This window comes from Streptomyces sp. NPDC127068, assembly GCF_042724695.1.
Lineage (GTDB): Bacteria > Actinomycetota > Actinomycetes > Streptomycetales > Streptomycetaceae > Streptomyces.
Window position 1 is genome coordinate 105,665 of the sequence record NZ_JBHXEN010000015.1, and the last position, 26,490, is coordinate 132,154.

Annotated in this window: 16 protein-coding genes; 11 read left to right on the plus strand and 5 right to left on the minus strand. The window is 71.9% G+C overall.

What is annotated here, in order from left to right; genetic code table 11:
- Positions 1–128: 128 nt before the first annotated feature.
- Together ACFWIA_RS12245 and ACFWIA_RS12250 are read right to left on the minus strand one after the other, a co-directional pair.
- Entirely contained in the window at positions 129–470 is a 342-nt protein-coding gene (locus ACFWIA_RS12245; RefSeq protein ID WP_387003008.1) for a hypothetical protein, read from the minus strand.
- A gap of 26 nt (positions 471–496) precedes the next feature.
- Positions 497–1,405 (minus strand): radical SAM protein, encoded by a 909-nt coding sequence (locus ACFWIA_RS12250; RefSeq protein ID WP_387003010.1) that lies wholly within the window; start codon positions 1,403–1,405, stop codon positions 497–499.
- Positions 1,406–1,600: 195 nt separating this feature from the next.
- Between ACFWIA_RS12250 and ACFWIA_RS12255 the strand changes: the two genes are divergently transcribed.
- Positions 1,601–2,812, plus strand: coding sequence for a helix-turn-helix transcriptional regulator (locus tag ACFWIA_RS12255; protein ID WP_387003012.1), 1,212 nt, complete (start codon positions 1,601–1,603; stop codon positions 2,810–2,812).
- 76 nt (positions 2,813–2,888) lie between these two features.
- On the opposite strand, the gene ACFWIA_RS12260 is transcribed toward ACFWIA_RS12255, so the two are convergent.
- A complete protein-coding gene (locus ACFWIA_RS12260; protein ID WP_387003014.1) occupies positions 2,889–6,227 on the minus strand; it encodes a S8 family serine peptidase in 3,339 nt (1,112 codons plus the stop codon).
- A 231-nt stretch (positions 6,228–6,458) separates the two neighbouring features.
- Here ACFWIA_RS12260 and ACFWIA_RS12265 point away from each other — a divergent pair, with 231 nt between their 5' ends.
- The 10 genes from ACFWIA_RS12265 (at position 6,459) to ACFWIA_RS12310 (ending at position 20,245) form a co-directional block, all read left to right on the plus strand.
- The gene (locus ACFWIA_RS12265; RefSeq protein ID WP_387003016.1) at positions 6,459–6,836 is read left to right on the plus strand and encodes a signal peptidase I; all 378 of its coding nucleotides are present in this window, start codon (positions 6,459–6,461) and stop codon (positions 6,834–6,836) included.
- Positions 6,837–6,986: 150 nt separating this feature from the next.
- Positions 6,987–7,433, plus strand: a complete 447-nt coding sequence (locus ACFWIA_RS12270) for an Rrf2 family transcriptional regulator (RefSeq protein WP_387003018.1) — start codon at positions 6,987–6,989, stop codon at positions 7,431–7,433.
- A gap of 86 nt (positions 7,434–7,519) precedes the next feature.
- On the plus strand, positions 7,520–8,968 hold the full coding sequence (locus ACFWIA_RS12275; RefSeq protein WP_387003020.1) for an MFS transporter: 1,449 nt from the start codon (positions 7,520–7,522) through the stop codon (positions 8,966–8,968).
- Between the two features lie 107 nt (positions 8,969–9,075).
- Positions 9,076–10,170, plus strand: a complete 1,095-nt coding sequence (locus ACFWIA_RS12280) for a hypothetical protein (RefSeq protein ID WP_387003022.1) — start codon at positions 9,076–9,078, stop codon at positions 10,168–10,170.
- A gap of 47 nt (positions 10,171–10,217) precedes the next feature.
- On the plus strand, positions 10,218–11,066 hold the full coding sequence (locus tag ACFWIA_RS12285; protein ID WP_387003023.1) for a TIGR03936 family radical SAM-associated protein: 849 nt from the start codon (positions 10,218–10,220) through the stop codon (positions 11,064–11,066).
- Between the two features lie 237 nt (positions 11,067–11,303).
- Complete coding sequence (locus tag ACFWIA_RS12290) at positions 11,304–15,407, plus strand: Rne/Rng family ribonuclease (RefSeq protein ID WP_387003025.1); 4,104 nt, start codon at positions 11,304–11,306, stop codon at positions 15,405–15,407.
- Positions 15,408–15,711: 304 nt separating this feature from the next.
- On the plus strand, positions 15,712–16,032 hold the full coding sequence (gene rplU / locus ACFWIA_RS12295) for a 50S ribosomal protein L21 (RefSeq protein WP_385487514.1): 321 nt from the start codon (positions 15,712–15,714) through the stop codon (positions 16,030–16,032).
- Positions 16,033–16,046: 14 nt separating this feature from the next.
- Entirely contained in the window at positions 16,047–16,301 is a 255-nt protein-coding gene (gene rpmA / locus ACFWIA_RS12300) for a 50S ribosomal protein L27 (protein WP_010355336.1), read from the plus strand.
- Positions 16,302–16,461: 160 nt separating this feature from the next.
- The gene (gene obgE, locus ACFWIA_RS12305; RefSeq protein WP_387003028.1) at positions 16,462–17,898 is read left to right on the plus strand and encodes a GTPase ObgE; all 1,437 of its coding nucleotides are present in this window, start codon (positions 16,462–16,464) and stop codon (positions 17,896–17,898) included.
- A 325-nt stretch (positions 17,899–18,223) separates the two neighbouring features.
- Positions 18,224–20,245 (plus strand): glycosyltransferase, encoded by a 2,022-nt coding sequence (locus ACFWIA_RS12310; protein WP_387003030.1) that lies wholly within the window; start codon positions 18,224–18,226, stop codon positions 20,243–20,245.
- A 126-nt stretch (positions 20,246–20,371) separates the two neighbouring features.
- On the opposite strand, the gene ACFWIA_RS12315 is transcribed toward ACFWIA_RS12310, so the two are convergent.
- Together ACFWIA_RS12315 and ACFWIA_RS12320 are read right to left on the minus strand one after the other, a co-directional pair.
- Positions 20,372–23,938: a CDP-glycerol glycerophosphotransferase family protein gene (locus tag ACFWIA_RS12315; protein WP_387003032.1), complete on the minus strand. Its 3,567-nt coding sequence runs from the start codon at positions 23,936–23,938 to the stop codon at positions 20,372–20,374.
- 21 nt (positions 23,939–23,959) lie between these two features.
- Positions 23,960–26,194 carry a CDP-glycerol glycerophosphotransferase family protein gene (locus tag ACFWIA_RS12320; RefSeq protein ID WP_387003034.1) on the minus strand — a complete coding sequence of 745 codons (2,235 nt, stop codon included), beginning with the start codon at positions 26,192–26,194 and terminating at the stop codon, positions 23,960–23,962.
- Positions 26,195–26,490 lie beyond the last annotated feature (296 nt).

The following is a 26,490-nucleotide window of genomic DNA, read 5'->3' on the forward strand; positions in this document are numbered from 1 at the left end:
CAGCGGCGATGCTGTTCGGCGGCGGGTGACGAGACGCTGGCGGGCCTGACCGAGTCGGAGTTCGCCAGCCGGACGCCCCGCCCGCACGGCCACGTGGGCGGTGCATGGATGGGGCGTCGCGGATCCCGCTAGACGTGCTGGGGTGCGTCCAGGGAACGCAACTCGGTCAGTCGCCGCTGGTACAGGGGTCCGGCCACGTGGGCGGCACGTGCCTCACTGGGGGCGGACTGTTCGATCAGGTGATGGGCCACGGCCTTGAGGTGGGCCGACCACGCCAGCACATGTTGTTGCGCGGTCCGCCCGCACTCCTGCGGCTCCCCTGGCAGGCACAGGGCAAGCATGGGGCCGACCTTGTTCGCGGCGTGCCGGATGTACCCGGCGATGACGGCCCACTCCTCGTCGCTCCGTTGGACGGCGCCGGGGGAGGCCTCCATGCCCCACCTGCCGAAGTCGTCTCCGTGGTCGTCCATCTGCGCACTCCAGGGTTCTTGGAGGGTCAAGCGGGTGCGCCGATGCTAGCGGCTTCGGCTGCCGGGTTCGCCTCCCTCGGGTCGCAGTGCCCGACCGAGGGAACGCAGGGCTGGCACGGTCCGCACATCGGCAGGAACTGCGGAGGCGTGCACGACTGCGCCCCCTCCCCGTGCACGGCCGTGATGCCAGCGGTCACCTTGGCCATCTGCGGGCCGCCCCAGACGTCGGCGAGCGGCGTTTCCCGCACGTTGCCGATGGTGAGGAACCGTCCCAGGACGCAGGGCCACACGTCCCCGGTCGGGCCGATGGCGCACTTCTCGTGGGCGCAGTGTCCGCACAGGTCGGTGATGGTCGGTGCGGCTCCTCGGCTGGCCCGTCCGAACGCGCGGGTCCGGTCGCCGCCGATCTCTTCGACTCCGAGTGCCGCCAGATCCCGCGCCGCCTCTTGGACGCGCTGTCCCGGGTTCACGGCGACGACTCCGCCCCTCAGCGGGATGCCCCGGCCAAGCGCCTTGGCGACATTCGCGCGGGTGCGCTTGTGAGACCCCTTGAGCCGGGTCACCGTGTCGTGGTCCTCCGCGCTGTCGGAGTAGTACGACGTGGCCAGCTTGACGCCACACGCCGTGAAGGTCTCCCACAGCTCGTCGCGGATGTGGGTCAGGTTCGAGAACACCTCGACCCCCAGCCCCGCCCCGTGCGCGTGCTCGATCAGCTCACGGAGATGCGGGTACAGCGTCGGTTCCCCGCCGATGAACTGAACGTCCCGCGCCCCCATGGCCGAGAGCTGATCGATCGTGTTCTTCCAGTCCGGCACGGTCATCGTGCCGTGCGTCCCTTTGGGGGACGAGTCGGCGTAGCAGTGATCACAGAACTCGTTGCAGAGTCCCGTCACCTCTAACCACGCGAACTTCAGCAGGTTCAGGGCAGCCCTCATGGTGAGACTCCTTGGTAGGGGATGGCGGTTTCCGATGACCGGGGCGCGCCCATGTCCTCCGGGCGGAACGCCGTGCCGTTGCGGTTCGCCGTGCTGCTGGACTTCATACCGTTCAGCGTCGGCCTGCGGAGGATGGGTATCCATTGGCCCGGCATAGGCCCCCGGGTGGGCCAAGTCGTAGGCCACACTGGGTCGATGACCACCGTGATCGGGGCCAACATCAGGCGTCTGCGGAGACAGCACGGATGGACTCAGGCGCGCCTGGCGTGGGAGCTGTGCCGTGCGGCGGGGGTGCAGGGCAAACCGGTCAGCGCCCAGGAGATCAGCAGGTGGGAAGCCGGTCGGCGTACCCCTCGCGACTGGCTTTCGTTCCTCGCCGCCGTCCTGGGGGTTTCCGTGGACGTGCTGACAGGCGCTCCAGCGCCCCCGGAACCGGTGATGCCGATGCTGGCCCACTATCTGCCCGAGGGTGACCCGCTGGCCCCTCTCAGCGCCAAGAGCGGGCGTCGCATCGGCGGCGGGGTCGTGCTCGACCTGCACCGGAGGGTTCACGGGCTGCGCCTTGCCGACGACGTCGTCTACGGGCTGGATCTCATCGGGCGAGCCACGCGGGACCTGCGCGCCGCTGTCACCTTGTTCCGCGAAGCCCGGTACACCGAGGAGACCGGCCGCCAGCTCTTGGGCTTGGTCGGCGAGTTCGCACAGATCGCCGGCTGGATCGCCAGCGACGCGGGGCAGCACGCGGAAGCCGAGCGGATCTACCGGCTGGGACTCAGTGCGGCACAGCAGGCCGAGGACCACACCTTGGCCGGGAACCTCGCCGGGTCACTCGCCTACCAGCTCAGCAACACCGGCCGCGAAGCGGAGGGGCTGATGCTCGCTCGCTCGGCGCTGGCGGAGGCCGGGACGGACGCACCACCAAAGGCTCGCGCACTGTATCTCGACCGGGTCGCCTGGGCGCACACGAAAGCCGGGGGACCTGAGAGCGCGCAACACGCCATGCGGGCCCTTGGAGAAGCCGGGGAAGCCCTGGCCGAGGAAAGCGAGGGAACCGAGTCCCCGACGTGGCTGTACTGGGTGGACGCTGGCGAACTCCAGGTCATGGAGTCCCGGGTCTATACCGAACTGCACCGGCCGCTGCGGGCCGTGCCGCTCCTGCGGGACGTGCTCAGCAGGTACGACGCGACCCACACACGTGAACTCGCGCTGTACCTGTCGTGGCTTGCCGTTGCCTACGTCGACGCCAACGAACCGGAGGAAGCGGCGGCGACCGCCGAACGGGTCGTCAGCCTGTCGGCTGACATGGCCAGCGAGCGGACAGCGGAACGGGGCAGGGTCGTGCTGGCCCGACTCGCCGAGTACGCACACGTGCCCGAGGTACGGGCGGTACTCGACGGCGCGGCGTGAGCAGGGGAACCATGACGCTCCCGCCGGGGGACGCGCGCCGCCCGCCCTCATGGACGGGCGGCGCGCCCCCCGTCCGCTACCGGCCGAGGTACGCGTCGTACACGGTCACGCTCGCCTTGCCGCCCTGTCGGTCGGTGACCTGACCGCGCAGGGCCACCGACTTCCCCCGCGCCGGGTTCTTGACCTTGATCTTCCCCTTGGCCACGGGCACGTTCCGCCAGGTGGCGCCGGAGTCGTAGGAGACGGACACGGTGAGCGACTTCGCTCCCGCGCCGGCCGCCGGCCCTTGGACCGTCACCGGGAAGGTCGCCGTACGACCCGCGGGTACGGTGCCGTCGAGGGCGACCCGGGCGCCGAACCGGACCGTGGAGAGCGGGGTCCTGGTGTACTCGCCCGCCGCCGGCCGCGCACTGCGGAAGGTCCAGGAACCGTCGACGCGGGTCCCGACCGCGGCGACGGACGGACTGCGCCGCACCGAGGTGGTCAGGGTGTACTCGGCGTCTTCCGCACCGACCTCGAACCCGCCCAGGCCGTCCAGCTGACCCGCACTCCGCGCGACCTCGGTGGCGCCCCGGTAGAGCACGCTCTGCGCCGAGGAGTGCACGGACCAGCCGGTGTTGCCCCTGCCGTCGGAGAACAGCGGCACCGTGCCGAAGAGCACGTCCTCGTCGCGGAAGACACCGGCCCGCTCGTCCATCAGCGGGGAGTGGACGGCGGTGCCGAGGGTCACCCGATGGCTCCCGCCCGGACGGCGGTGGCGCACCGGGGAGGTGTGGTCGGTCTCCTCACGCCCGTCGGCGCCGAGCTGAGCCATCCGCACCGACCAGCGGTTGGCCTTCCCGACGGTGGCCCCGTAGTGGGTCCGGGTGCCGGGCAGGTCGAACGGGACGTCGGAGTCGAAGTAGATGCCGTCCACGCCGCTGAGCAGGGTGGACACCGCCTTCTTGCCCGGGACCGAGGAGCCCGCGGTCGCGGAGATCTTCGCGAAGTCGGCGGCCGTGAACGCCGTGTCGTGGCCGGTGGAGAGCCGTTCGACCGGCCCGCCGGCAGCGCCGTTGTACTGGGCCGAGGCGCCGCCCTCCCACTGGGCGGCGAAGGACTCCGTGAGCGTGACGCCGGTGGGCCGCCGGGGGCCGAGCTGTGCGGTGCGCAGGCCGTCGAAGGAGCCGAAGATCCGGAAGGTCGAGTAGAACCCCCGGCCGGCTTCGACCGACAGGGTCCTGCGGGCGTCGGTCATCGGGGCCGGGCCGTCCGGGATGCTCATCCGGACGGGCCGGGCGAGCCGTGCGTCGACCTCGACGGTGGTGTCCTCGGTCAGCGCCAGCTTGGGGTGGGTCAGCCAGTCCGACGCGGACTCGGTGGAACGGTCCGCGTCCAGCACGTAACTGCCCTTCGGGAGTCGGAACGTCGCGGTGGCCTTGCCCTCGGCGTACGTGCCCGAGTGCTCGGCCACGCCGGAGAGTTGGATGAGGCGGCTGAAGAACTCCCTGCTGGGACTCCCGTCCGGCCCGGTGTGACGGAGGGTCAGGTCGTACGACTCGACCTCGCGGTCCACGGCGGCGGTGGTGCGCACGGTCTGCCCGCCGCCGGTCGCGACGACGGTCGCGGTGTAGGCGCCGTCCAGGGAGCCGCCGATCCGGGTGTCCGCCGTCACGGGCACGGCGGCGGTGCCGCCCGCGGGCACGGTGACCCGGTCGGCGCCGAGGGTGAAGAATCCGGCCGGGGCGGGCCGGCCCTGCGGGTCGAGGCCGCGGGCCGTCAGCTCCAGCACGACCTCCCGGTCCCCGAGGTTGCGGTAGGTGATCTCCTTGGTGACGGGCCGGTCGTCGGTGTGCGGCCACTGCTGCCGGCCGAAGGAAACGGTGGCCGTGTCGGCGACCACGGACTGCTTCAGGGCCGCGCCGACGGCGATCCGCCCCGTGCCCTGCCGGAACACGCCGTGGCCGCCGTCCTCGGTGGAGGCGGTGAGCACGGACTTGATCCGTGCGCCCGACCAGTCGGGGTGGCGCTGCTTGAGCAGGGCGGCGGCGCCCGCGGCGTGCGGCGTGGCCATCGAAGTGCCGGAGATCGAGAGGTAGCCGGGCGGGTTCTCCCCGTAGCGCCGCGCGAGGGTGCTGCCGGCGGCGGAAGCGGCGGTGGTGTCGACGCCGGGCCCGGTGACGTCCGGCTTGACCGCGCCGTCGCCGAACCTCGGCCCGGACGCGGAGAAGCGGGCCATCCGGTCGGAGTCGTCCACGGCACCGACGGTGAGGGCGGCGTCCGCGCTGCCCGGGGACTCGATCGAGCCGGCGCCCGGTCCGCTGTTGCCGGCGGCGACGGCGAACAGGACGCCCTTCTCCCGGGAGAGCTTGTTGACCTGGGCCTCCAGCGGGTCCAGTTCGGGGGTGTCGAGGCCGCCGAGGCTCAGGTTGATGATGTCCGCGCCCTGCGCCACGGCCCAGTCCATGCCGGCGATGATCTGGGAGTCGGTGCCGCGGGCGAAGTCGTCGAGCACCTTGGCACTGAGCACCTGGGCGCCCGGTGCGACCCCCCGGTGCGTACCGCCCGAGCGGGCGCCGGTGCCGGCCGCGGTCGAGGCGACGTGGGTGCCGTGCCCGTTGCGGTCCGTGGTGTCGGGCGCGTCGGAGAAGTTGTGCGCCCCGACGACCTTGCCCCGCAGGTCCTCGTGGGTCTCGTCCACGCCGGTGTCGAGGACGGCGATGGTGACGCCCGTCCCGTCGTACCCGGCCCGCCACGCCTCGGGCGCGCCGATCCGTGCCGTGCTCTTGTCGAGGGACGCGGTGCGCACCGCGTCCAACCAGACGCGGTCGACGCCCGGGACGGCCCGGGTCGTACGGGCGTCCGCCGCGGTCGTGCGGGTGAGGGCGGCCCACAGCGCGCCCGGGTCCTGCTCCGGAACGGTCACGGCGTCCGCGTCGAGCGAGGGCAGGGTCCGCTGCACCTCGGCGTCGCCGCGCACCTCGGTACGGGCGGTGGGGCCCGAGGCGCCCTCGTACGCGACGATGACCTTGAGGCCCTTGCCGTGGGCCAGCCGGCTCTCGGGGGTGCTGAGCCCCGTGACGTCGAAGAGGCGGCGGTCGAGGGTGCCCCGGGCGACGAGCCGTTCGGCGTCGGCCGGGACGACGTAGGTGCGGCCCTTCTCGGTCCAGCTCCGTACGGGGACCTTCCCGCGGCCCTCGGCCCGGTCGACCGTGACGACCCTGCCGCGGGCGTCCACGGCGACCCGGTCGCCCGTGATCAGGGTGACCCAACGGAGTCCGGCGGCGGGGGCCGCACCGGTACTCGGTCCGTCGGGGCCGGCGAACGAGGGGCCGGCGAACGAGGGGGTGGCGGTCAGCCCGGCTATGAGCGCTGCTGCCGTGAGGGTCGCGGCGGCGGTCGCCGCGCCGCGACCCCGGCGTCTGGTGAATGGCAAGGTGACTCCTTGCAGCTCAGCGGGGCCGTCGAGGAAACGTCGGAGGTGGCCGCCCCGGTTTCCCACTCCCGGAGCGTGAGAGTGCGGCGCTGCACGTGCGCGTTGCCACCGGTTCCGGCGATGGCCGAAATTCGCTCCTCCCCTTGCCGGCGGGCCACTTGGGCCCGCAGTCGCCTGGCCCGGTGTCCATCGGCCCGGGTGCCCCTGACCGCATTGCTAGCGTTCGCCTACGTGAATGACCACGTGCACGTAGGCAACGCGGGCGAGGACGCAGCACTGGACCGGGGGTGGATCCTCGGACACTTCAAGGACGTTGGCGACCCGCGCCACAGTGAGGCCGTAGAGATCAAATGGGGTGTTCACCCCCGCGCCGATGCGCGATCGCTATGGGTGAGGGGCGAGGAGCGCACGGCTCTCCTGGTGCTCATCAGTGGACGCTTCCGCGTCGAACTGCCCGGCCGCAGCGTGCTTCTGGCGCGGCAGGGCGATTACGTCGTGTGGGGGCGCGGAGTGGATCACTCGTGGTACGCCGAGGAGGAGTCGGTGGTGCTGACCGTTCGATGGCCGTCCGTGCCCGGCTACGCAGCGGGTGCGCAACCGCGGACCTGACGCGTGGGGGAGGGGTGCAGCCGGGTCCTCGCGACGGCAACGAGGTCGGGCGCCCCGTAGCGGGCCGCCTGTCGGGTTGACGCATGGATCAAACTGCTACTAGCGTTGTTGCAGTTGGGTGGGTGGGGCGACGATCGCGAAGGGGTCTCGGTGAGCATCAGCAGCAGGAGCGCGGTCGCGATCCACGCCCTCACCATGCTGGGGCGCTGGGACCGCTCGTTGACCTCCGCGGAGATCGCGGAGAGTCTGGCCAGCAATCCGGTTCTGGTGCGGCGGATCCTCGGCGGTCTGCGGGACGCCGGCCTGGTCTGGTCCACCGAGGGGCGCAACGGCGGTTGGTCGCTCGCCCGACCCGCCCGTGAGATCACGCTCTACGACGCGTACGCCGCCGTGGAGGCGGGGCCGATCCTCTCGCGGTACCCGCATCCGCCGAGTGCCGAGTGCGAGGTGGGGCGGAACATGCAGAAGCTGCTTGAGGTGGAGTTCCAGGACGCGGAGCGGGCCATGAAGGAGCGGCTCGGGCGGACGACGATCGCCCACCTCGTCCGGCAGGTGCGGGCGAGCGAGCGTGCGGTCGCGCAGCGCGCCGGCAGCTGACCGACGGCGGAGGCGGTGCCCTCCGCCCTTTCTTTTGTCCTAACTGTAACTGCCATGGTGGCAGAAAGCCGCCCGGAGGGCCTCGTATGACTTCCACGTCGACAACGACCGAACGGACCGGCTCGGGACTGGGCTTACTGGCCGTGCTGATGCCGGCGATCCTCGTCACGGTCACGGCCAGCGACATGGTCAATCTGATGCTTCCGACGATCGGGTCCGAGTTCGGGGCGTCCGAGGCGGAACTCGCCTGGGTCGTCACCGGCTTCCTGCTGATGTTCTCGGTCGGGATCCCCCTGTACGGCCGCATCTCCGACCGGGTGAGCCTGCGCCGGCTCTTCGCCTTCGCGCTCCTCACCTACGCCGTCGGCAGCCTGATCTGCGCGATCTCCCCGAGTCTGGCCGTGCTCGTGGCCGGGCGGATCGTGACGGGCATCGGCGCGGCCGCGATCCCCGTGCTCTCGATCATCGCCGTCACGACCCTGCTGCCGCCGGAGCGGCGCGGCGTCGGGATCGGCGTCGTGTCCGCCGGTGCGGGCGTCGGCACCGCCGTCGGTCCGGCGCTGGGCGGCGGCATCGGGGAAGCGCTCAGCTGGCCCGCACTGTTCTGGATCATGCTGGTGGTCTCGCTGCTGTTGCTCTTCCCGGCCCTGCGCGTACTCCCGGACGAGACTCCGCGGAGCACGGGCCGGCTCGACCTCCCCGGCGGTCTGCTCCTCGGCCTCGGAGCCGGTCTCGTCCTGTTCGGCATGACCCGGGCGCAGGTCTCCGGCTTCACCGAACCCCTGTCCTGGGGCAGCCTCGCGGTCGCGGTCGCGGCGCTCGTGCTCTTCGGGGTGCGCACCGTCCGCGTCGACCAGCCGTTCGTTCCGCCCTCGCTGTTCACGAACCGCGTCTACCGGACCGGCGTCCTCGTCGCGTTCCTGGCCATGGCCGTCAACCTCGGCGGCCTGGTGTTCGTCCCGCTGCTGCTGGTGGAGGTCAACGAACTCACCCCGGGGGAGGGCGCCTTGGTCATGATCCCGGCCGGAGCCGTGACCGCGCTCCTCGCACCGTGGATCGGGCGCCTCGCCGGCCGCGTCGACACCCGGCTCCTGGTGTTCTCCGGGCTCGGCCTCATCGGGCTGTTCTCGCTGTTCCTCTCGACCTTCACCGGCGGCTCCTCGGTGGTCTTCGCCGGTGTCGGCATCCTCGGGCTGAGCATCGGCTTCATGCTGGTGATGACCACCGTCATCGGCGCTGCGGCACGCGAGCTACCGCCCGAGCAGACCGGCGTCGGCCTCGGGGTCCTCCAGGGGGCCCAGTTCCTCGGAGCCGGTACGGGCCCCGCCGTGTTCGGCGTGCTGGTGTCCGCGCGGCAGCAGGGCGGCGGTGACGCCGTCAACCCCTTCCACTCCGGTGCGGACGGCTCGGCCTACTCCGACGTCTTCCTGGCCATGGCCGCGGTCGTCGTCCTCGCGCTCGTCGTCGCGTCACGGATGCGTCCCACGGCCCCCGCGGCCCCGAGCCCGGGTGGCGCGGCCTCCGCCCCGCGGTGACGAGGACGGCCGCCCGGTGACGGACCCGCCCGGCGGCCGGGTAACACCTTGGCCACGGAGTGGGGCGCCGGCGAAACGGTCCGGGTGCGCCACGTGTCTGTGGACACATGGACCTGATCAAGCAGGAGCGCACGCCGGGGCCCGAACGGCGACCGGACGGCCACGGCGAGCACCCGGGGTACCTCGCCGTGGCGGTCCGGCTGCCGGTGCGCCTCGTGGTGCTCGCCCTGGTGGTGCCCGCACGGCTGCTGTGGGACGCGCTGGTCCTGGCCGGCGCGTTCCTGTGGCGGTACGCCCTGCACCCCCTGGGCCGTGCGCTGGGCTGGCTCGGCCGGACCCTGGTCGTCGTACCGGTGCAGTGGCTGGCCGAGTGGGTCCTCGTCCCGCTGTGCCGCGCCGTGCTGTGGCTGCTGTCGGCGCTGTGGCGGGGGACCGACTGGCTGCTGCGCACCCTGGTCGTGACGCCCCTGGCCTGGCTGTACCGGGCGGTGCTCACCCCGCTGGGGCACGGGGTGCAGTGGCTCTGGGCGCGCGCTCTGGCCCCGCTGGGGCGCGGTGTCGGCGCCGGCCTGGCGTGGCTGCTGCGGGTGTGCGTCCTCGTCCCGCTGTCCTGGTTGTGGACGCAGGCCCTGCTTCCGGTGGGCAGGGGACTGGGGTACGCCCTCTACTGGACGTTGCGCCTGCTGGTCTACTACCCGGCCGTGGGGGTGTGGCGCTGGCTGTTGGTGCCGCTCGGGCGGGTCCTGGCCGTGGCGGGGCGGGAAGTGGTGGACGCCCTGGGGCACGCCTGGCGGATCGCGGGCCGGATCTCCCGGGCGGTGGGCCGGTTCCTCGGTGCGGCGTTCGCACTCCTGTTCGTGACGCCCGTGGTGTGGGTCTACCGCACCGTGTGCACCCCGGTCGGACACCTGGTCCGGGACGCGCTGTGGCGGCCGGCCGCGCGGGTCGCCCGGGAGGTCGGCCACGGCGCGCGCCAGGCCCTCGCCTCCGTGCGGGAGGGCGCCCGCCAGGCCCGGGCGGACGTCCGGCGGATGCTCTTCGGCGCACGACCCGAGCGGACGGCCGTGCCGCGCGCGTCGGCCGGGCCCCCGCACACCGGTGCTCCGCGGGCCGCCGGGCGCCGGGCTTCCGGGTCACCTGAACCCGGAGACGATCCGCGACGTACCCTAGTCAGGAGCAAGACCGCACTCACGAAGGACTGACGACACTGGGCAAGCGACAGCCCGAAGGCCCCCCGCCCGCGCCCGCGGTGCAGCGCATCAGACTGCGTTACACCAAGCGCGGCCGCCTCCGGTTCACCAGCCACCGTGATTTCCAGCGCGCGTTCGAGCGGGCGTTGCGCCGCGCCGAGGTGCCCATGGCGTACTCGGCGGGGTTCACCCCCCACCCGAAGGTGTCGTACGCCAATGCCGCACCCACCGGCACGGGCAGTGAGGCGGAGTACCTGGAGATCGCCCTCACCGAGGCGCGTGACCCCGGGGCCCTCCGGGCCCTGCTCGACGCATCGCTCCCGACCGGGCTCGACATCGTCGACGCGGTGGAGGTCCGCACCTCGGGCCTCGCGGACCGGCTGACCGGTTCCGTGTGGGAGTTGCGGCTCGACGGAGTGGCGCCCGACGCCGCCCGGCGCGCCGTCGACGCCTTCACTGCCGCCGAGGTGGTGGAGGTCGAGCGCCGGACGAAGAACGGGATGCGCACCTTCGACGCCCGGGCCGCCGTCGCCCACCTGGAGCTCGCCGGGAACCCGGCCGCACCGGGGGACACGGACGGCACAGCGGTCCCACCCGGGACGGACGCGCCCCGGCCTGATGGGCCGGGCGTCCGGCCCTGTGCGATACTGCGCCTGGTTGTTCGGCACGTGACGCCTGCCGTACGACCCGACGACGTCCTGTCCGGTCTCCGAGCTGTGGCCGACCTGGCGCCGCCGGTCCCCGTAGCGGTGACCAGGCTGGCGCAGGGGCTTTTCGATGAGGAGACCGGCACGGTTTCCGACCCGCTCGCGCCCGACCGCGAGGCGGTCGAGGCCGCCCCGGCTTCTGTTCCCGGGGTCGCCACGCCCGCCGCCGCGACGGCAGCGGCGCCGGAAGGGCCCGCGTAAGGACGGACGTCGTAGCGTCGCCCTCGTATCCGGGAGCCACCTGGGTCGGGCAGCGCACCGACCACAAGACTTTCGCCAGGCCGTACGCGACAAGGCGTACGGAACCGGCGAGACAGGACACAGAAAGCTCCCGTGCGGCGCCCACGCCCCGGACGGCGGCCCCGCACACCAGTGCGTGCGCCGCGGACGTCACCGGAACAGGCGCGGCGCCCGGGAGCCGACGGGAGAACCGCCCGCATGCTCGAACCGATCGAATCCACCGAGGGTTCCCACACCGAACCCACCACCCGCACGTCCGCCGGTGGCGAGGGCCCCGGCGACACCCTGCCGCCGCGCCGCAGGCGCCGCGCGGCTTCGCGTCCCGCCGGGTCCCCGGCCGGCGCGTCCGCCGAGGCATCGACCGGGGGCGCGACCGTCGCCGCCGAGGACACCACGGACGCCGCGGCCGCCGCCGCGGACGGCACGGAGGACGCCGCCGAGGCGCCCGCCCCCCGTACCCGCCGTCGGGCCGTTCGTCGGGCCTCCGCGCCCGTCGGCGCCCCCGCGGCGCAGGACGCCCCCGCCGAGGAGCCCGTGGCCGAACCGGCGCCGGCCGAAGAGCCCGCCGCCGTCGAGGCCGTGTCGGAGCCCCGTGCGCGGCGCCGCGCCGTGCGCCGTGCTTCGGCGCCCGCCGGCACCCCCCAGGCGTCCGACGGGACCGCGGTGACCGCCGCGGTCCCGGAGCCGGACGACTCCGCTGACGAGGCCGCCACCCCGGCCGTCTCCGCCGCACCCGCGCGCACCCGCCGCCGGGCGACCCGCGCCGTGGCCTCCGCCACGGCGTCCGAGGCCGCCGCCCAGGAGCAGCCCGCACCGGTCGCCGAAGAGGCCCCGGCCGAGGCGGCTCCGGTGGAGGAGGCTCCGGTGGAGGAAGCCGCGCCCAAGCGTGCGCGCCGCCGCGCCACCCGGGCCACCGCCTCCACGGAGGCACCGACCACCGCCGCGGACGCGCCCGCCGAGGCGGCACCCGTCGAGGAAGCTCCCGCGGAGGAGGCCGCGCCCAAGCGTGCGCGCCGCCGCGCCACCCGGGCCGCCGCCGAGACGCCGGCCGTCGAGACCCCGGTCGCCGAAGCGGCGCCCGCCGAGGCGGCTCCGGTGGAGGAGGCCGCGCCCAAGCGCTCCCGTCGCCGTGCCACCCGGGCCGCCGTCGGGTTCTCCGAGCCCGCCCAGCACAACACCCGCGGGGGCCGGGACGAGCGGCCCGCGCGGCCGGCCGTCGCCGTCTTCCAGGCACCGGTCTTCGCCGAGCCGATGTTCCAGACGCCCGAGCGCGCCGCTGCCGAGGCCGCGCAGGCCCGCAACGTCGTCGAGGAGCCCGAGGAGATCGAGGAGCCCGAGGAGACGACCACCGCCCCGAGCGCCGAGCGGTCGGAGCGCACCGAGCGGTCGGAGGCGGACGCCGCCGAGACCGCGGGGTCCCGCCGTCGCCGTCGCCGCCGGGTGGCCGTACCCGCCGCCGCCCCGCAGTCCCAGGAGCCCGCCGCCGTGCCGGCGCCGTCCGAGACCGTCGCGGCCGAGGCATCCCTCGACGAGGTCGAGGTCGAGGTCGACGCCGAGGAGGTCGAGGCCGAGGAGGTCGAGGAGACCGAGGAGACGGGCTCCCGCCGTCGTCGCCGTCGCGGTGGCCGCCGTCGTCGCCGTGGCGAGCACGCCGAGGGCGACGAGAACGGCTCCGACGAGTCCGAGGACGACGCCGACGAGACCGACCGGGCCGAGCGCGGCGCCGACCGGGCCGACGACGCCGGCCAGCACGCCGACGAGTCCGACGCCGACGACGACGATGACGCCGACGGCGGCGGTTCCAGCAGCAGCCGTCGCCGCCGTCGCCGCCGGCGCCGTGCCGGGGACAACGCCGACACCGGGTCCGACGACCCGGAGCGCACGGTCGTCAAGGTCCGCGAGCCCCGCAAGAAGGAGGAGCGGCCCGCGTCCGACGAGGTGCAGTCCATCAAGGGCTCCACCCGCCTGGAGGCGAAGAAGCAGCGCCGTCGCGAGGGGCGCGAGCAGGGACGCCGTCGCGTTCCGATCATCACGGAGGCCGAGTTCCTGGCCCGCCGGGAAGCCGTCGAGCGGGTCATGGTGGTCCGTCAGTACGGCGAGCGCACCCAGATCGGCGTGCTGGAGGACAACGTCCTCGTCGAGCACTACGTGAACAAGGAGCAGTCGACGTCGTACGTCGGCAACGTCTACCTGGGCAAGGTGCAGAACGTCCTGCCGTCGATGGAGGCCGCCTTCATCGACATCGGCAAGGGCCGCAACGCCGTGCTGTACGCGGGCGAGGTCAACTTCGAGGCCCTCGGCATGTCCGGTCCGCGTCGGATCGAGAGCGCCCTCAAGTCCGGACAGTCCGTGCTCGTCCAGGTCACCAAGGACCCGATCGGCCACAAGGGCGCCCGGCTCACCAGCCAGGTGTCCCTCCCGGGCCGCTACCTCGTCTACGTGCCCGAGGGCTCGATGACGGGGATCAGCCGCAAGCTCCCGGACACCGAGCGCGCCCGGCTGAAGACGATCCTGAAGAAGATCGTCCCCGAGGACGCGGGCGTCATCGTGCGCACCGCCGCCGAGGGCGCCAGCGAGGACGAGCTGCGCCGTGACGTGGAACGCCTCCAGGCGCAGTGGGAGGAGATCAAGAAGAAGGCGAAGACGGGCAACGCCCCGACGCTGCTCTACGGCGAGCCGGACATGACGGTCCGGGTCGTCCGCGACATCTTCAACGAGGACTTCTCCAAGGTCATCGTCAGCGGTGACGACGCCTGGTCGACCATCCACGGCTACGTGTCGCACGTGGCGCCCGACCTGGCCGACCGGCTCCAGCGGTGGACCTCCGAGGTGGACGTCTTCGCGACGTACCGGATCGACGAGCAGCTCATCAAGGCGCTGGACCGCAAGGTCTACCTGCCGTCGGGCGGTTCCCTGGTCATCGACAAGACCGAGGCCATGGTCGTGGTCGACGTCAACACCGGGAAGTTCACCGGTCAGGGCGGCAACCTCGAAGAGACCGTGACGAGGAACAACCTCGAAGCGGCCGAGGAGATCGTGCGTCAGCTCCGGCTGCGCGACCTCGGCGGCATCGTCGTCATCGACTTCATCGACATGGTCCTGGAGTCCAACCGGGACCTGGTGCTGCGACGGCTGCTCGAATGCCTGGGGCGCGACCGCACCAAGCACCAGGTCGCCGAGGTCACCTCGCTGGGCCTGGTGCAGATGACCCGCAAGCGGGTGGGCCAGGGCCTGCTGGAGTCCTTCTCCGAGACCTGCGTCCACTGCAACGGGCGCGGTGTGATCGTCCACATGGAGCAGCCGACGTCCCTCGGCGGTGGCGGCAAGCGCAAGAAGCGCCGCGGCGGTGGCGCCGACGGTCACGACGAGCACGTGCACGAGCTCGCCGAGGCCCCGGCCGCCGAGCCGGAGCAGGAGACGGCGGCGGAGGTCGCTGCGGAGGTCGCCGAGCCCGTCGCGCTGAGCGCACCGGACTTCGCGCCCGACGAGGAGCTGTACAGCAGTGTCGCCGAGGCGGAGGCCGCGGCGGGCCGGGGTCGTTCCCGGCGTCGGGGCGGTCGTCGCGCGTCGGCTCCGGCCGGTGCGCCCAGGGGTGCCGACGAGGCCCCCGCCGAGCGCCCGGCGGTCCCCGCCGAGGCCGCTCCGGTGGCGCAGGCCCCGGAGCCGGCCGCGGTGACCGAGTCGGTCGCCGAGGTGGCTCAGGAGAAGGCCCCCGAGGCCGCTGTGCAGGGCCGTACGCGGCGCCGGGCCACCCGTAAGGCCAGCGCCCCCGCGGGCTCCCCGCAGGGCGACGGCTCGGCGGCCGAGGCCGCCGAGGTCACCGTCCCGGTGGTCGAGCCGGTGACGGAGCCGGTGGCCCCGGAGCCGGTCGAGGCCCCGGAGCCGGTCGCCGACGCGGCTCCCGCCCGTCCGCGGCGCCGGGCCGTGCGCAAGGCCACCGCGCCCACCGCGTCCGAGGAGGCGGCCGTCGTGGTCGTGCCCGCGGCGGAGGCTCCCGCGCCCGTCGAGGTCGTGGAGGCCAACGAGGCGGCCGGTCGGGCCGAGGAGGCGCTGGCCGAGGAGGCGACCGCCGACGAGGCCGCGGCGCCCGTGAAGAAGGCGACCCGCAAGACGGCCGCCAAGAAGGCCACCGCGAAGAAGGCACCGGCCAAGAAGACGGCCGCCAAGAAGACCGCCGCCAAGAAGACGACGACGGCCAAGAAGACGACCGCGAAGAAGACCGTCGCCAAGAAGGCGACCAAGAAGACCGCCGCGGCGGAGCAGCAGACGGCGCCGACCGTCACCGCCTCCACGGAGGACTGACGGTCACGGTCGACACACGGTCGAGCACGTAGCCGGCGGCCCGGGACTTCGGTTCCGGGCCGCCGGCGCGTCCGTTCCCGGGGCGTCCCGGACGGGGGCCGGGGCCCGGTTTGACCGGCCGCGGAGGGCCCCGTAACCTAGAGCGTCGGCGTTCCTGCGCCATCCCTCTGAGCACCTCCCTCCACCTCGGGCCGTCAGGGCCGGGCCGGAGAGGCCGCTCGCCCTCGTGGATCCACGGCCCTCGGGCCCGTGTGAGCGGCTGGCTTCAGAGGTTCCGTTGCGAGCTACAGAGAGTGAGACCCGCGTGTACGCCATCGTGCGCAGCGGTGGTCGCCAGCACAAGGTTGCTGTCGGCGACACCGTAGAGGTTGACAAGATTTCCACTGCCAAGGTGGGCGACACGGTCGAGCTCTCGACCTTGCTCGTCGTTGACGGCGAGGCCGTCACCAGCGACCCGTGGGTGCTTGCCGGCATCAAGGTCACGGCCGAGGTCGTGGACCACCACAAGGGCGCGAAGATCGACATCCTTCGCTACAAGAACAAGACCGGCTACCGCCGTCGTCAGGGCCACCGCCAGCAGTACACGGCGATCAAGGTCACGGCGATCCCCACGGCTGCGAAGTAAGGGACTGAGGAGAGATGGCACACAAGAAGGGCGCATCGTCCACCCGGAACGGTCGCGACTCGAATGCCCAGCGGCTCGGCGTGAAGCGCTTCGGCGGTCAGGTCGTCAACGCGGGTGAGATCCTGGTCCGCCAGCGCGGCACCCACTTCCACCCCGGCTCCGGCGTCGGCCGCGGCGGCGACGACACGCTGTTCGCGCTCCAGCCCGGTGCCGTGGAGTTCGGCACGTTCCGCGGCCGCAAGGTCGTGAACATCGTTCCGGTCGGCTGACCGGACTGCTGTAGAGCGATTCTCATCGCGGAGGCGGGCCACGCCTTCCCCCTACGAATCAGTACGGGGGAAGCTGGTCCGCCTTTCGCGTGTTGTTCCTGTCGTGCGGTGCTGATCGCGCCGCGAAACACGACACCCGTACGTAACTGGAGGCACTGACATGACCACCTTCGTGGACCGCGTCGAACTGCACGTCGCCGCGGGTAACGGAGGCCACGGCTGTGCCTCCGTTCACCGGGAGAAGTTCAAGCCGCTGGGCGGCCCCGACGGGGGCAACGGCGGCCGGGGCGGTGACGTGACGCTGGTCGTCGACCAGTCCGTCACCACCCTGCTCGACTACCACCACAGCCCGCACCGCAAGGCCACCAACGGCAAGCCCGGCGAGGGCGGCAACCGCTCCGGCAAGGACGGCCAGGACCTGGTCCTCGCGGTGCCGGACGGCACGGTCGTGCTCGACCGCGCGGGCAACGTCCTGGCGGACCTTGTCGGCGAGGGCACCACGTTCGTGGCCGCGCAGGGCGGCCGGGGCGGGCTCGGGAACGCCGCGCTGTCCTCCGCCCGCCGCAAGGCGCCGGGCTTCGCGCTGCTGGGCGAGCCCGGTTACGCCCAGGAGATCGTGCTGGAGCTGAAGACGGTCGCCGACGTGGCGCTCGTCGGCTTCCCCAGCGCGGGCAAGTCCTCGCTGATCTCCGTGCTGTCGGCCGCCAAGCCGAAGATCGCCGACTACCCGTTCACCACCCTGGTGCCCAACCTGGGCGTGGTGACCGCCGGCTCGACCGTCTACACCATCGCGGACGTGCCGGGCCTGATCCCGGGTGCCAGCCAGGGCAAGGGCCTCGGCCTGGAGTTCCTGCGGCACGTGGAGCGGTGCAGCGTCCTGGTCCACGTGCTGGACACGGCGACCCTGGAGTCGGACCGCGACCCGGTCTCCGACCTCGACGTGATCGAGGAGGAGCTGAAGCAGTACGGCGGCCTCGGCGACCGTCCCCGGGTGGTCGTGCTCAACAAGATCGACGTGCCGGACGGGCTCGACCTCGCCGACCTGGTCCGCCCGGACCTCGAAGCGCGGGGCTACCGGGTCTTCGAGGTGTCGGCGGTGGCGCACAAGGGCCTCAAGGAGCTGTCCTTCGCGCTCGCCGAGCTGGTGGCCAAGGCCCGGGCCGCGAAGCCCAAGGAGGAGGCCACCCGGATCGTCATCCGGCCCAAGGCGGTCGACGACACGGGCTTCACCGTCACGGCGGAGGAGGACGGCCTGTACCGGGTGCGCGGCGAGAAGCCGGAGCGCTGGGTGCGGCAGACCGACTTCAACAACGACGAGGCCGTGGGGTACCTCGCGGACCGGCTGAACCGGCTCGGTGTCGAGGACGCCCTGATGAAGGCGGGCGCCCGTACCGGCGACGGCGTGGCGATCGGTCCGGAGGACAACGCGGTCGTCTTTGACTGGGAGCCGACGATGATGACCGGCGCCGAGATGCTGGGCCGCCGTGGCGAGGACCACCGCTTCGACGCCCCCCGGCCGGCCACCCAGCGCCGTCGGGACCGGGACGCGGAGCGCGACGACGTGCAGCAGGCCTACGACGAGTTCAAGCCCTTCTAGGGCCTGGCTCGCGCGCGTCGGCTCGGGCTGACGGCGCCTCAAGTTCACGGACGGAAGAGGCCGTTCCGTGGGGGTCACCGATCGTGGCTGACCCCCACCGGGCGGTCTTTTCCGCGTGTCCGCACAACCATTGGCGCGGCCTGGCGGTCCTACCCAACAGAGAGCAACCCGTATGTCATGCCATCATTTGGGGGGCAGTCACCCGATCGGTGGGCAGGAAACCGCAACTCGTGACATGACCGACACGAGTTGCGTACGGGGGCGCCGTACACATCGGGGGGAGGTGCAGCACCGTAGTGCCGCACGGGAAAGGGATGACCACGAAGTGAAGATTGTTTTTCTGGTGCGCGACCTCTGCCACATGGGGGGTGTGGTGACCGCCACCCAGAACATGGCGAGCGCCCTCGTCCGGCACCACGAGGTGGAGATCGTCGCCCTGCGCAAGGTGCGCGACGAGTCCTACTTCCCGCTGGACGAGCGGGTGAAGGTGCGCGCGCTCACCGACCTTCGGGAGCACTCGCACCGCTACGACGGCGACGACCCGCTGGCGCACGAGTTCCCGATCCGCTACCCGTACGCGGCCAACGAGAAGACGCCGGTGGTGAGCAGGCTCGCCGAGAAGCGGCTCCTCGACTTCTTCGCCGAGACCGACGCGGACGCCGTCATCAGCTCCAACCCGCGCATCACCACGATGCTCGCCGAGGCCCCCGGGTCCTTCCTGCGGATCGCGCAGGAGCACTCGATGCCGAGGATCTACGCGGAGAACGTCCGCAAGCCGCTCTTCGAGGCGTACCGCAAGCTCGACGCCATCACCGTGCTGTCGCCGGAGGAGAAGGCGGGCCTCAGCAAGGTCGTGCCCTACGTCCGGGACCGGATCAGCGTGCTGCCGAACTGCGTGCCCGACCCGGGCGGCCCGCTGTCGGACGGTGCCAGCAAGGTCGTCGTCACGGCCGGCGTCCTCAAGAAGCACAAGAACTTCCACGGGCTGGTCGACGCCTTCGAGACCGTCGTCGAGCGGCACCCCGACTGGCGGCTGCGGATCTACGGCGACGGTTCCGACCGGGGCGCCCTCCAGCGCCGCATCCACGACAAGAACCTGTACAACCACGTCCAGCTGATGGGACCCGCGTTCCCGGTCACCGCCGAGTTCGGCAAGGGCGCGATCTTCGTCCTGCCCTCGTTGCGGGAGCCGTTCGGCCTCGTCACCGTCGAGGCGATGACCCGGGGACTGCCGGTCGTCAGCATGGACTGCGACCACGGCCCGCGGAACATCCTCACGCCGGGTACGGACGGCATCCTCGTCCCCAACGGCGACAACGCCGCGATGGCGGAAGCCATCATCGAGCTCATCGAGGACGACGACCGCCGCAAGGCCATGGGCGAGGCCGCGGTGCGCGGCGCCGAACGGTTCTCCGAGGAGGCCAGCGCCGAGCGGTTCGGCGCGATCCTGGAGCACGCGGCCCTGCGCCGCAGGCTGCCCGGCACCGCCGACGCCGAGGTCCTGTCCGGCGGCGACGTCCGCGTCACCCTCGCCGGCGCCGGTGCGGACGTCCTCACCGAAGGTCTGGAGCTGGTCTGCCGCGACGTGCGCGGCCGGCAGGAGCCCGTCCGGCTGCCCGTCGTCGCCGGCGCCGCGTTGATCCCGCGCCGGGGCACCCTCGGCGAGGGCCGCTGGGAGCTGGGCGTCGCCAGCGCCAAGGGCCCCGAGAAGCGGCTGTCCGTCGAGCACGTCGACGTCACCCGGCTGGTCTCCCGGCGCGACACCAGCGCGGCCCCGGCCGGCGGCGGGCTGGACGTCCTGCTGCCGCACAAGGACGAGCTGGGCCGACTGAAGGTGCGCAGCGGGGTGCGCGAGCGGCACGCCGAGGTGCTCAGCGTGACCGTGGACGAGCACGCCGTCGTCGTGGAGGCCGAGTTCTGGGGCGAGCGGACCCTCGGTGCCGCCGCGCTCCTCGAAGGCGTGAACCGCACGGACTCCGAGCGCACCCTCACGGTGCCGTTGACGGTGGACGAGGACGGCATCCGCTTCCGGTTCGAGCTGCCGGTGGACACCCTGGTCGCCGCCCACGAGGGCGACGAGGAGATCTGGGACTTCCAGCTCAGGACCGGGGACGGCGGTACTGCCCGCCTCGCGATGCTCGCCACCGACATCCTGGAGCCGTACCAGGTGTTCAAGTACCCGCGGCCGGTGCGGGCGAACCCGCGCGCCCGGGCGGCGGCCGAGCCCCAGCGGCGGCCCCTGCTCGGTGCCCTGCGCAAGCGCCCCGAGCCCCAGCCGGCGCGTACGGAGGTCCGCCCGTACTTCACCGTCGGCGCGCAGTTCGCGGTGAAGACGGTGACCGTCTGACGGACACCGACCACGGACACGGGGCCGGCCCGGAGGGATCTCTCCCTCCGGGCCGGCCCCGTCTTCACGTCCGGTACCGCCCGACGGTCGCCGGCCCGGGGCGCGGGGCCCCGGGACGGCGGCGCGTCACCGCTGGCGGGACTGCTCCAGCATCCGGTCCACGACCCGCTTCGAGGCGGAGCCGTCGTCCAGGTCGCAGAACAGCGCGTGGAAGCGGTTGAACCGCTCCTGGTAGTCGACCTTGACCTCCTCGATCCGACGGATCGACTCGATCAGCTCCTCCGAGGTGCGGATGAGCGGACCGGGGGAGTCCTCCTCGAAGTCGAAGTAGAACCCGCGCAGCGTGTCCCGGTAGTGCTCCAGGTCGTACGTGAAGAACAGCATCGGCCGCTTGAGGTGCGCGTAGTCGAACATCACGGACGAGTAGTCGGTGATCATGATGTCGGCGGCCAGGTACAGCTCCGCGATGTCCGGGTACTCCGAGACGTCGTAGACGAAGCCGTCGCCCGCGCCCGGCACCGCGTCCACGATGTTGGAGTGGCGGCGGATCAACAGGACGTGGTCGTGGCCGAGCCGGGCCCGTGCGTCGTCCAGGTCGATCTTCAGGCTGAACTTGTACTGGCCGGCGCTGTGCGACTGGTCGTCGCGCCAGGTCGGGGCGTACAGCACGACCTTCTTGTCGGCGGGCAGGCCCAGCCGCTCCTTGACCGAGTCGGCGATCTTGTCCCGGTCGGGGGAGTACAGGTAGTCGTTGCGCGGGTAACCCGCCTCCAGGACCTCCCCGTTGTAGGAGAACGCCCGCTTGAGGATCGGGGTGCTGAACCGGTTCGAGGAGACCAGCAGGCTCCAGTTGTTGGCCTCCAGGGCCAGCCGGTTCTGGTACTCGCGGTCGAAGTGCAGCGTCTCGATGTCGTGGCCGATCTTCTTCAGCATGGTGCCGTGCCAGGTCTGCACGATCACCTGGCCCGGCCGCCGCTCCACCCACTCGGGCAGGTGCCCGTTGGTGACGATGTAGCGGGAGGTGGCCAGCGCCTCGAACCACTCGCGGCCCCACATGCGGACCCGGTCGGCGGTCGGCGGCAGCACGACCTGCCCGTCGCGCACGGCCCACAGGTACTTCAGGTCGCTGGCCCGCGACAGCAGCTCCTCGTGCATCGCCCGGGGGCTGTCCGAGTACTGCTTGCCGTTGTAGCTGAGGAAGAACACCTGCTCGCGCAGCGGCTGCTGACGACCCGGCTCGTACACCTCGCGGCGCATCTGGAGCTGACGGTACGGGCCCAGCTCCATGTCGTTCAGCTCGGAACGGCAGTTGAGCTGCGGGTAGGTGCCCCACAGGCTCTCGAACCAGTAACGCCGGCCGCTGATCACGGTCTTGAGCGGGAAGTACTTCGCCGCGTGCCGCTCGATGACGAACGCCGACTTCGGCACCTCGTCCTGGTCGGGCAGCCGCAGGAAGACGTTCCACCGCCCGGCCTTCAGCGGCACGTTGCCCGCGCCGCCCAGCGCCGACGGGTCGAAGGCCACGGCGAACCGTCCGTCCGGCTGCCACTCGACGGGCACCGTCCGCTCGTCGAACCGCCCGCGCGACTTGACCAACAGCTCCGCGCCGACCAGCCGTGCGCTGGTGTACCCCTCCATGACGATCTTGCCGTCGCGCTCGCCGACCCGGGTGAGCACCGCACGGCGCACCCGACCGATGATCTTGAGGTAGCCGTTGTTGCCGGCCACCACGGCGATCTCGTGGTGCGCGACCTCGGGGCCCATCGAGGTGGGCATGTCGCTGCGCAGGTCCGTCAGCCCGTCCCGCATGACGGTGCTGTAGCGGTGCTCGGTGCCGTCCGGGTCGGTGGCCACCAGGACCGTGCTCCACTGGCGGCGGTTCGGCTGGGCCTTGGAGTCCAGCGCCTCGTTCGGGATCAGCGCCGCCTCGGAGAGCGGCACCTTCGCGGTGAAGACCCGACCGGCGGAGGTGACCTGTACCTCGGCCGGGTAGTCCTGGACCTCGCCGCTCTTCGGGTTGCTCAGCCGCAGCACCAGGTTGGCCGCCGACGGGGCGCCCGTCCGCAGCTCACCGTCGATCTCCAGGGTCTCGCCGACCAGCCGGCGGTCCGTGATGAGCGCCTTGACCCGCTCCAGCCGCAGCTTCAGCGCACTGCGCTCCACCACGGGCAGCAGCCGGTGGTCGCCGTCCAGCCACTGGTACGTGGGGAAGTTCGCCGCCGAGCCGCCGCGCGCCCACACCCCGCTGCGCCGCACCAGACCGGAGGAGTACACGTTGATGCCGACGTGCCAGATGCCCTCCTGCCACTTGCCGCCCTTGCGCAGCTTGGTCGGGTCGAGGGTCAGCTCCCAGCCCGCCCAGTCGTAGTTGTAGCGCTTCTGACCGGAGTTGGTGGTGGCCTCCGGGCGGTGGATGTTCTTGGCGGGCGCGAAGATCCGTCGGCCCGAGCCGTTGTGCTTGAGCTGCACGACCTTCAGGCTGCCGCGCTTGGAGTCGATGTCGATCTTGTCGATCCAGGCGTCACCGGACAGCACCAGCTTGCCGTCGTGCCACTCCACCGACCGCAGCGGAGCCTTCAGGCCGAGGGCCTTGTCGATGCGCAGGGCGGCCTTCGGCAGCTCCACCCCGGCATCCTCCAGCGGGGCGAACTTCGCGTACTTGCGGAACGCGCCGCTGACCTCGATGGGCTCCTTGCGGCGCTGCGAGGCGAGCAGTGCCAGCAGTTCGGCCATCTGGTGCTTGCGGACCAGCAGCCACTGCACCCGCAGCAGCGTCGGCAGCCCCATGACCGTCTGCGGGTCGATCGTGTCGAGGTAGCGGTTGGTCGCTTCCAGGAACGCCTCGTGGAACTCCGGCGGGGCGTCCGGCAGCACCCGCAGGAAGATCCGCAGGTCGTCGCGGAGCACCCGGTCGTCGTACTGCTTCTTGTAGACGGCGAACTCGGGGCCCGACTGCTTCGCCAGGAACTGGCTCACCGAGGTGACCGCGGTGACCCGGTCCCGGATCGCCTGCGGCTCCTTGCGGCGCTGGGTGATCGACGGTGCGGACTCGCCCTCGCGCAGCCGCCAGAAGTACGTGGGCTCGCCGATGATGTCGACGGCCTCGGCCCGGTAGTGGGCCGGCAGCACGACCGGGATGTCCTCGTGCAGGATGCCCTCGGGGAAGGTGAACCCGTGCTTCTCCCAGAAGGTCCGGCGGAACACCTTGTTGCAGGCGATCCGGTCCGCGACCAGTCGGGGCATCTGCGAGATGTGGGTGCGCTGCTGGGCCTCGCCGGAGAGCATCTTCAGCAACGGCACCTGCCAGGACTTCTCGCCCCGCAGGTGGAAGACGTTGCCGGTGCAGAAGTCGGAGCCGCTCTCGTCGAGGCTGGTGATCATCAGCCGGTACGCGTCCGGCGGGATCACGTCGTCGCTGTCGACGAAGGTCAGGAACTCCGAGGCGGGCGACATCCGGGATATGCCGGTGTTGCGGGCGGCCCCGAGGCCCCCGTTCTCCTTGCGGATGAGCGTGAAGCGCGGGTCACGGGCCGCGTACTCGGCGGCGATGGCCGCCGAGCCGTCCGGCGAACCGTCGTCCACCATGAGGACTTCGAGCTCGCGCAGGGTCTGTGCCTCCAGCGAGTCAAGGCACGCCGGAAGGTACTCCTCCACGTTGTAGATGGGTACGACGACACTGAGCCGGGGGGCCATGTGACGTGGTTTTCCTTTCGGTCAGGCCCGCTCGACCAGTTCGAGCACCTGGGCGGGATGCGGAGCGTGGGAACGCTCCGCGAACGGAACGGGAGGGATCGGGGTCTGCTCGCCGAGGAACACCCGGCGCACGACCCGCTCGGCGGCGCGGCCGTCGTCGAACTCGCAGAACCTGCGGCGGAACGCGGCCCGCAGCTCGGCCGCCTCGGCGCCGCGCCACGCGCCGGAGCGCAGCAGCTCGATCAGTGCGTCCTCGGAGCGGGCGACGGAGCCCGGCGGTTCCTCGGTCAGGTCGAAGTACGTTCCGCGCACCGCGCGGTAGACGTCCCAGTCGTCGGCGAAGACGACGATCGGACGGTCCAGGACGGCGTAGTCGAACATCGCCGAGGAGTAGTCGGTGATCAGGGCGTCCGCCGCCAGGTAGAGGTCCTCCACGGGGTGGCGCCCCGACACGTCGACGATGCGTCCGCTGCGCCGGAGGTCGGCGAGCTGTGGTGACGACGAGTAGAAGTAGTGGCCGCGCACCAGCAGCGTCACGTCCGGGCCGAGCTCGTCGGCGAGCCGGGCGAGGTCGAGCCGGGAACGGAACTCGCCCTGGTACTCGCGGTGCGTCGGCATGTACAGGAAGGCCGTCGTGGTGTCCGCGAGGCCGAGCGCGGCCCGGGCCCGGGCCACGTCCTCGGCGGTGCCGTTCACCAGTACGTCGTTGCGCGGGTAGCCGGTCTCCAGAGAAACGTATCTGCACGGGTAGACCCGCTCCCACACGGTCGTGGAGAACCGGTTCGAGCTGAGGCTGTAGTCCCAGCGGTCACAGCGCTCCAACAGCTTCTTGAAGTCCATGCCGTGGGAGGACGCGGGGTACTTCCGCTGGTCGAGGCCCATGGTCTTGAGCGGAGTGCCGTGATGGGTCTGGACGTGGATCTGACCGTCCCGCTTGACCAGTGCGTCGCTGAAGTTGACGTTGTTCACCAGGTACTTGGCCCGGGCCAGCGCCGACCAGTACGCGCGGGAGCCGACCCGGACGACCTCCACCCCGGCCGGCACCGAGGCCACGGCGTCCGGGCGGACCGCCCACACCCGGCGCACCTGCGGGGCGAGCCGGGCGAGTTCCTCGGCGATGGCGGCCGGGTTGCAGGACACCGACCGGCCCCAGTACGCGGAGAACAGCGCCAGGTTCTCGTCCAGTGGGGCCCGCAGCTGCGACTGGTAGTACAGGCCCATCGCGCTGCGCTTGGACTGGTTGACCGCGGCGCGGGCCCGGCGCCGGACGACCCGCTGGGTCCGGGCGGCCGTGGTGGCACCCGCCAGCGCGGAGTACGCGTCGCGCTCCAGCATCGCGTACTTGTAGCCGCGGCTCCCGCCGGGACGCTGGAAGCCGGTGGGTATGCGTGCGGCGTAGGCGGCGGCGGCCTGGTGGAAGAACTCCGCGCGCGCGTTCCGCGGCAGCCGGCCCGGCTTGTCGAGGACGTTCAGGAAGTGGTCGACCATCTTCCGGAACAGTCGGGGTCGCAACCGGTCCAGCTCCGGCCGGGCGTCGAGGAAGGCGTAGACGCGGTCGTACTGCTCGAACACGTCGAAGTGCTTGCGGCTGACCGTGCCGGTGATGCTCCCGCCCTCGCGGCGCTGCCGGTAGCGGACGCACACCCGGTCCAGGACGGCTATCCGCTCGGCGCCGATCATCGAGCAGAACGCCCAGGGGACGTCCTCGTAGTACCCGTGGGGGAAGGTGAGGCCGAGCCGTTCCACGAAGTCCCTGCGGTACGCCTTGTTCCACACGACCTGGAGCAGGTCGAGCAGCTCCGGGCGGTCCTGGATCGGGAACGCCCCGGCGCCCTCGGCGCGCAGCACGTCGGCCCGCTGGTTCGGGCGGGTCTCTCCGTTCCAGTACGTGCGCACGTAGTCATAGACCAGGATGTCGGGCTGGTTGGTTGCGTCGAGCCGGTGGGCGATCGCGGACAGGGACCCCGGGTCGAGGGTGTCGTCACTGTCGAGGAACAGGATGTAGTCACCGCGCGCCTCGGCCAGCCCGGCGTTGCGGGCCCGTCCCAGACCGACGTTCTCCGTGAGGTGGATCACCCGTATTCGGCCGTCGCGCGATGCGTAGTCGTCGAGGATCGCCCCGGACGCGTCAGGGGAGCAGTCGTCGACCGCCACGATCTCGAAGTCCGTGTAGTCCTGCCTGACGATCGAGTCGAGACATTCGGCCAAGTAGCCTTGAACCTTGTACACGGGAACGACGAGCGTGAGTCTGGGCATCCTTCAACCTGTTCCGAGAACTGTCCGCGGGTGTGTCGGGCCGCGCTGGGTTCACCGGGACCAGTCGACGAGACCGCGCCGAACAATCGTAAGGGATTCGCCCGATGTTTCCCTGGTGTCCCTGGTCCCCGTAGCGCACCGTCCCCTCCCCGTGGTGGCGCAAGATGCCCCCGAACCGGATGGTACCGGTCGTTCCCTGTCACCTTCCGGTCACGGAGAGATCCCTCACAGAACCGATCAGATCCACTGCTGCACCGGAAAACCGGGAGAGGCTGCGGTATGTCCGATTCGATTTT

Bases quoted from the DNA above. Each gene is read 5' to 3' on its own strand.
- ACFWIA_RS12245 (WP_387003008.1), bottom strand. From the start codon at position 470: ATGGACGACCACGGAGACGACTTCGGCAGGTGGGGCATGGAGGCCTCC.
- ACFWIA_RS12250 (WP_387003010.1), bottom strand. From the start codon at position 1,405: ATGAGGGCTGCCCTGAACCTGCTGAAGTTCGCGTGGTTAGAGGTGACG.
- ACFWIA_RS12255 (WP_387003012.1), top strand. From the start codon at position 1,601: ATGACCACCGTGATCGGGGCCAACATCAGGCGTCTGCGGAGACAGCAC.
- ACFWIA_RS12275 (WP_387003020.1), top strand. From the start codon at position 7,520: ATGACTTCCACGTCGACAACGACCGAACGGACCGGCTCGGGACTGGGC.
- ACFWIA_RS12280 (WP_387003022.1), top strand. From the start codon at position 9,076: ATGGACCTGATCAAGCAGGAGCGCACGCCGGGGCCCGAACGGCGACCG.
- ACFWIA_RS12290 (WP_387003025.1), top strand. From the start codon at position 11,304: ATGCTCGAACCGATCGAATCCACCGAGGGTTCCCACACCGAACCCACC.
- rpmA (WP_010355336.1), top strand. From the start codon at position 16,047: ATGGCACACAAGAAGGGCGCATCGTCCACCCGGAACGGTCGCGACTCG.
- obgE (WP_387003028.1), top strand. From the start codon at position 16,462: ATGACCACCTTCGTGGACCGCGTCGAACTGCACGTCGCCGCGGGTAAC.
- ACFWIA_RS12315 (WP_387003032.1), bottom strand. From the start codon at position 23,938: ATGGCCCCCCGGCTCAGTGTCGTCGTACCCATCTACAACGTGGAGGAG.
- ACFWIA_RS12320 (WP_387003034.1), bottom strand. From the start codon at position 26,194: ATGCCCAGACTCACGCTCGTCGTTCCCGTGTACAAGGTTCAAGGCTAC.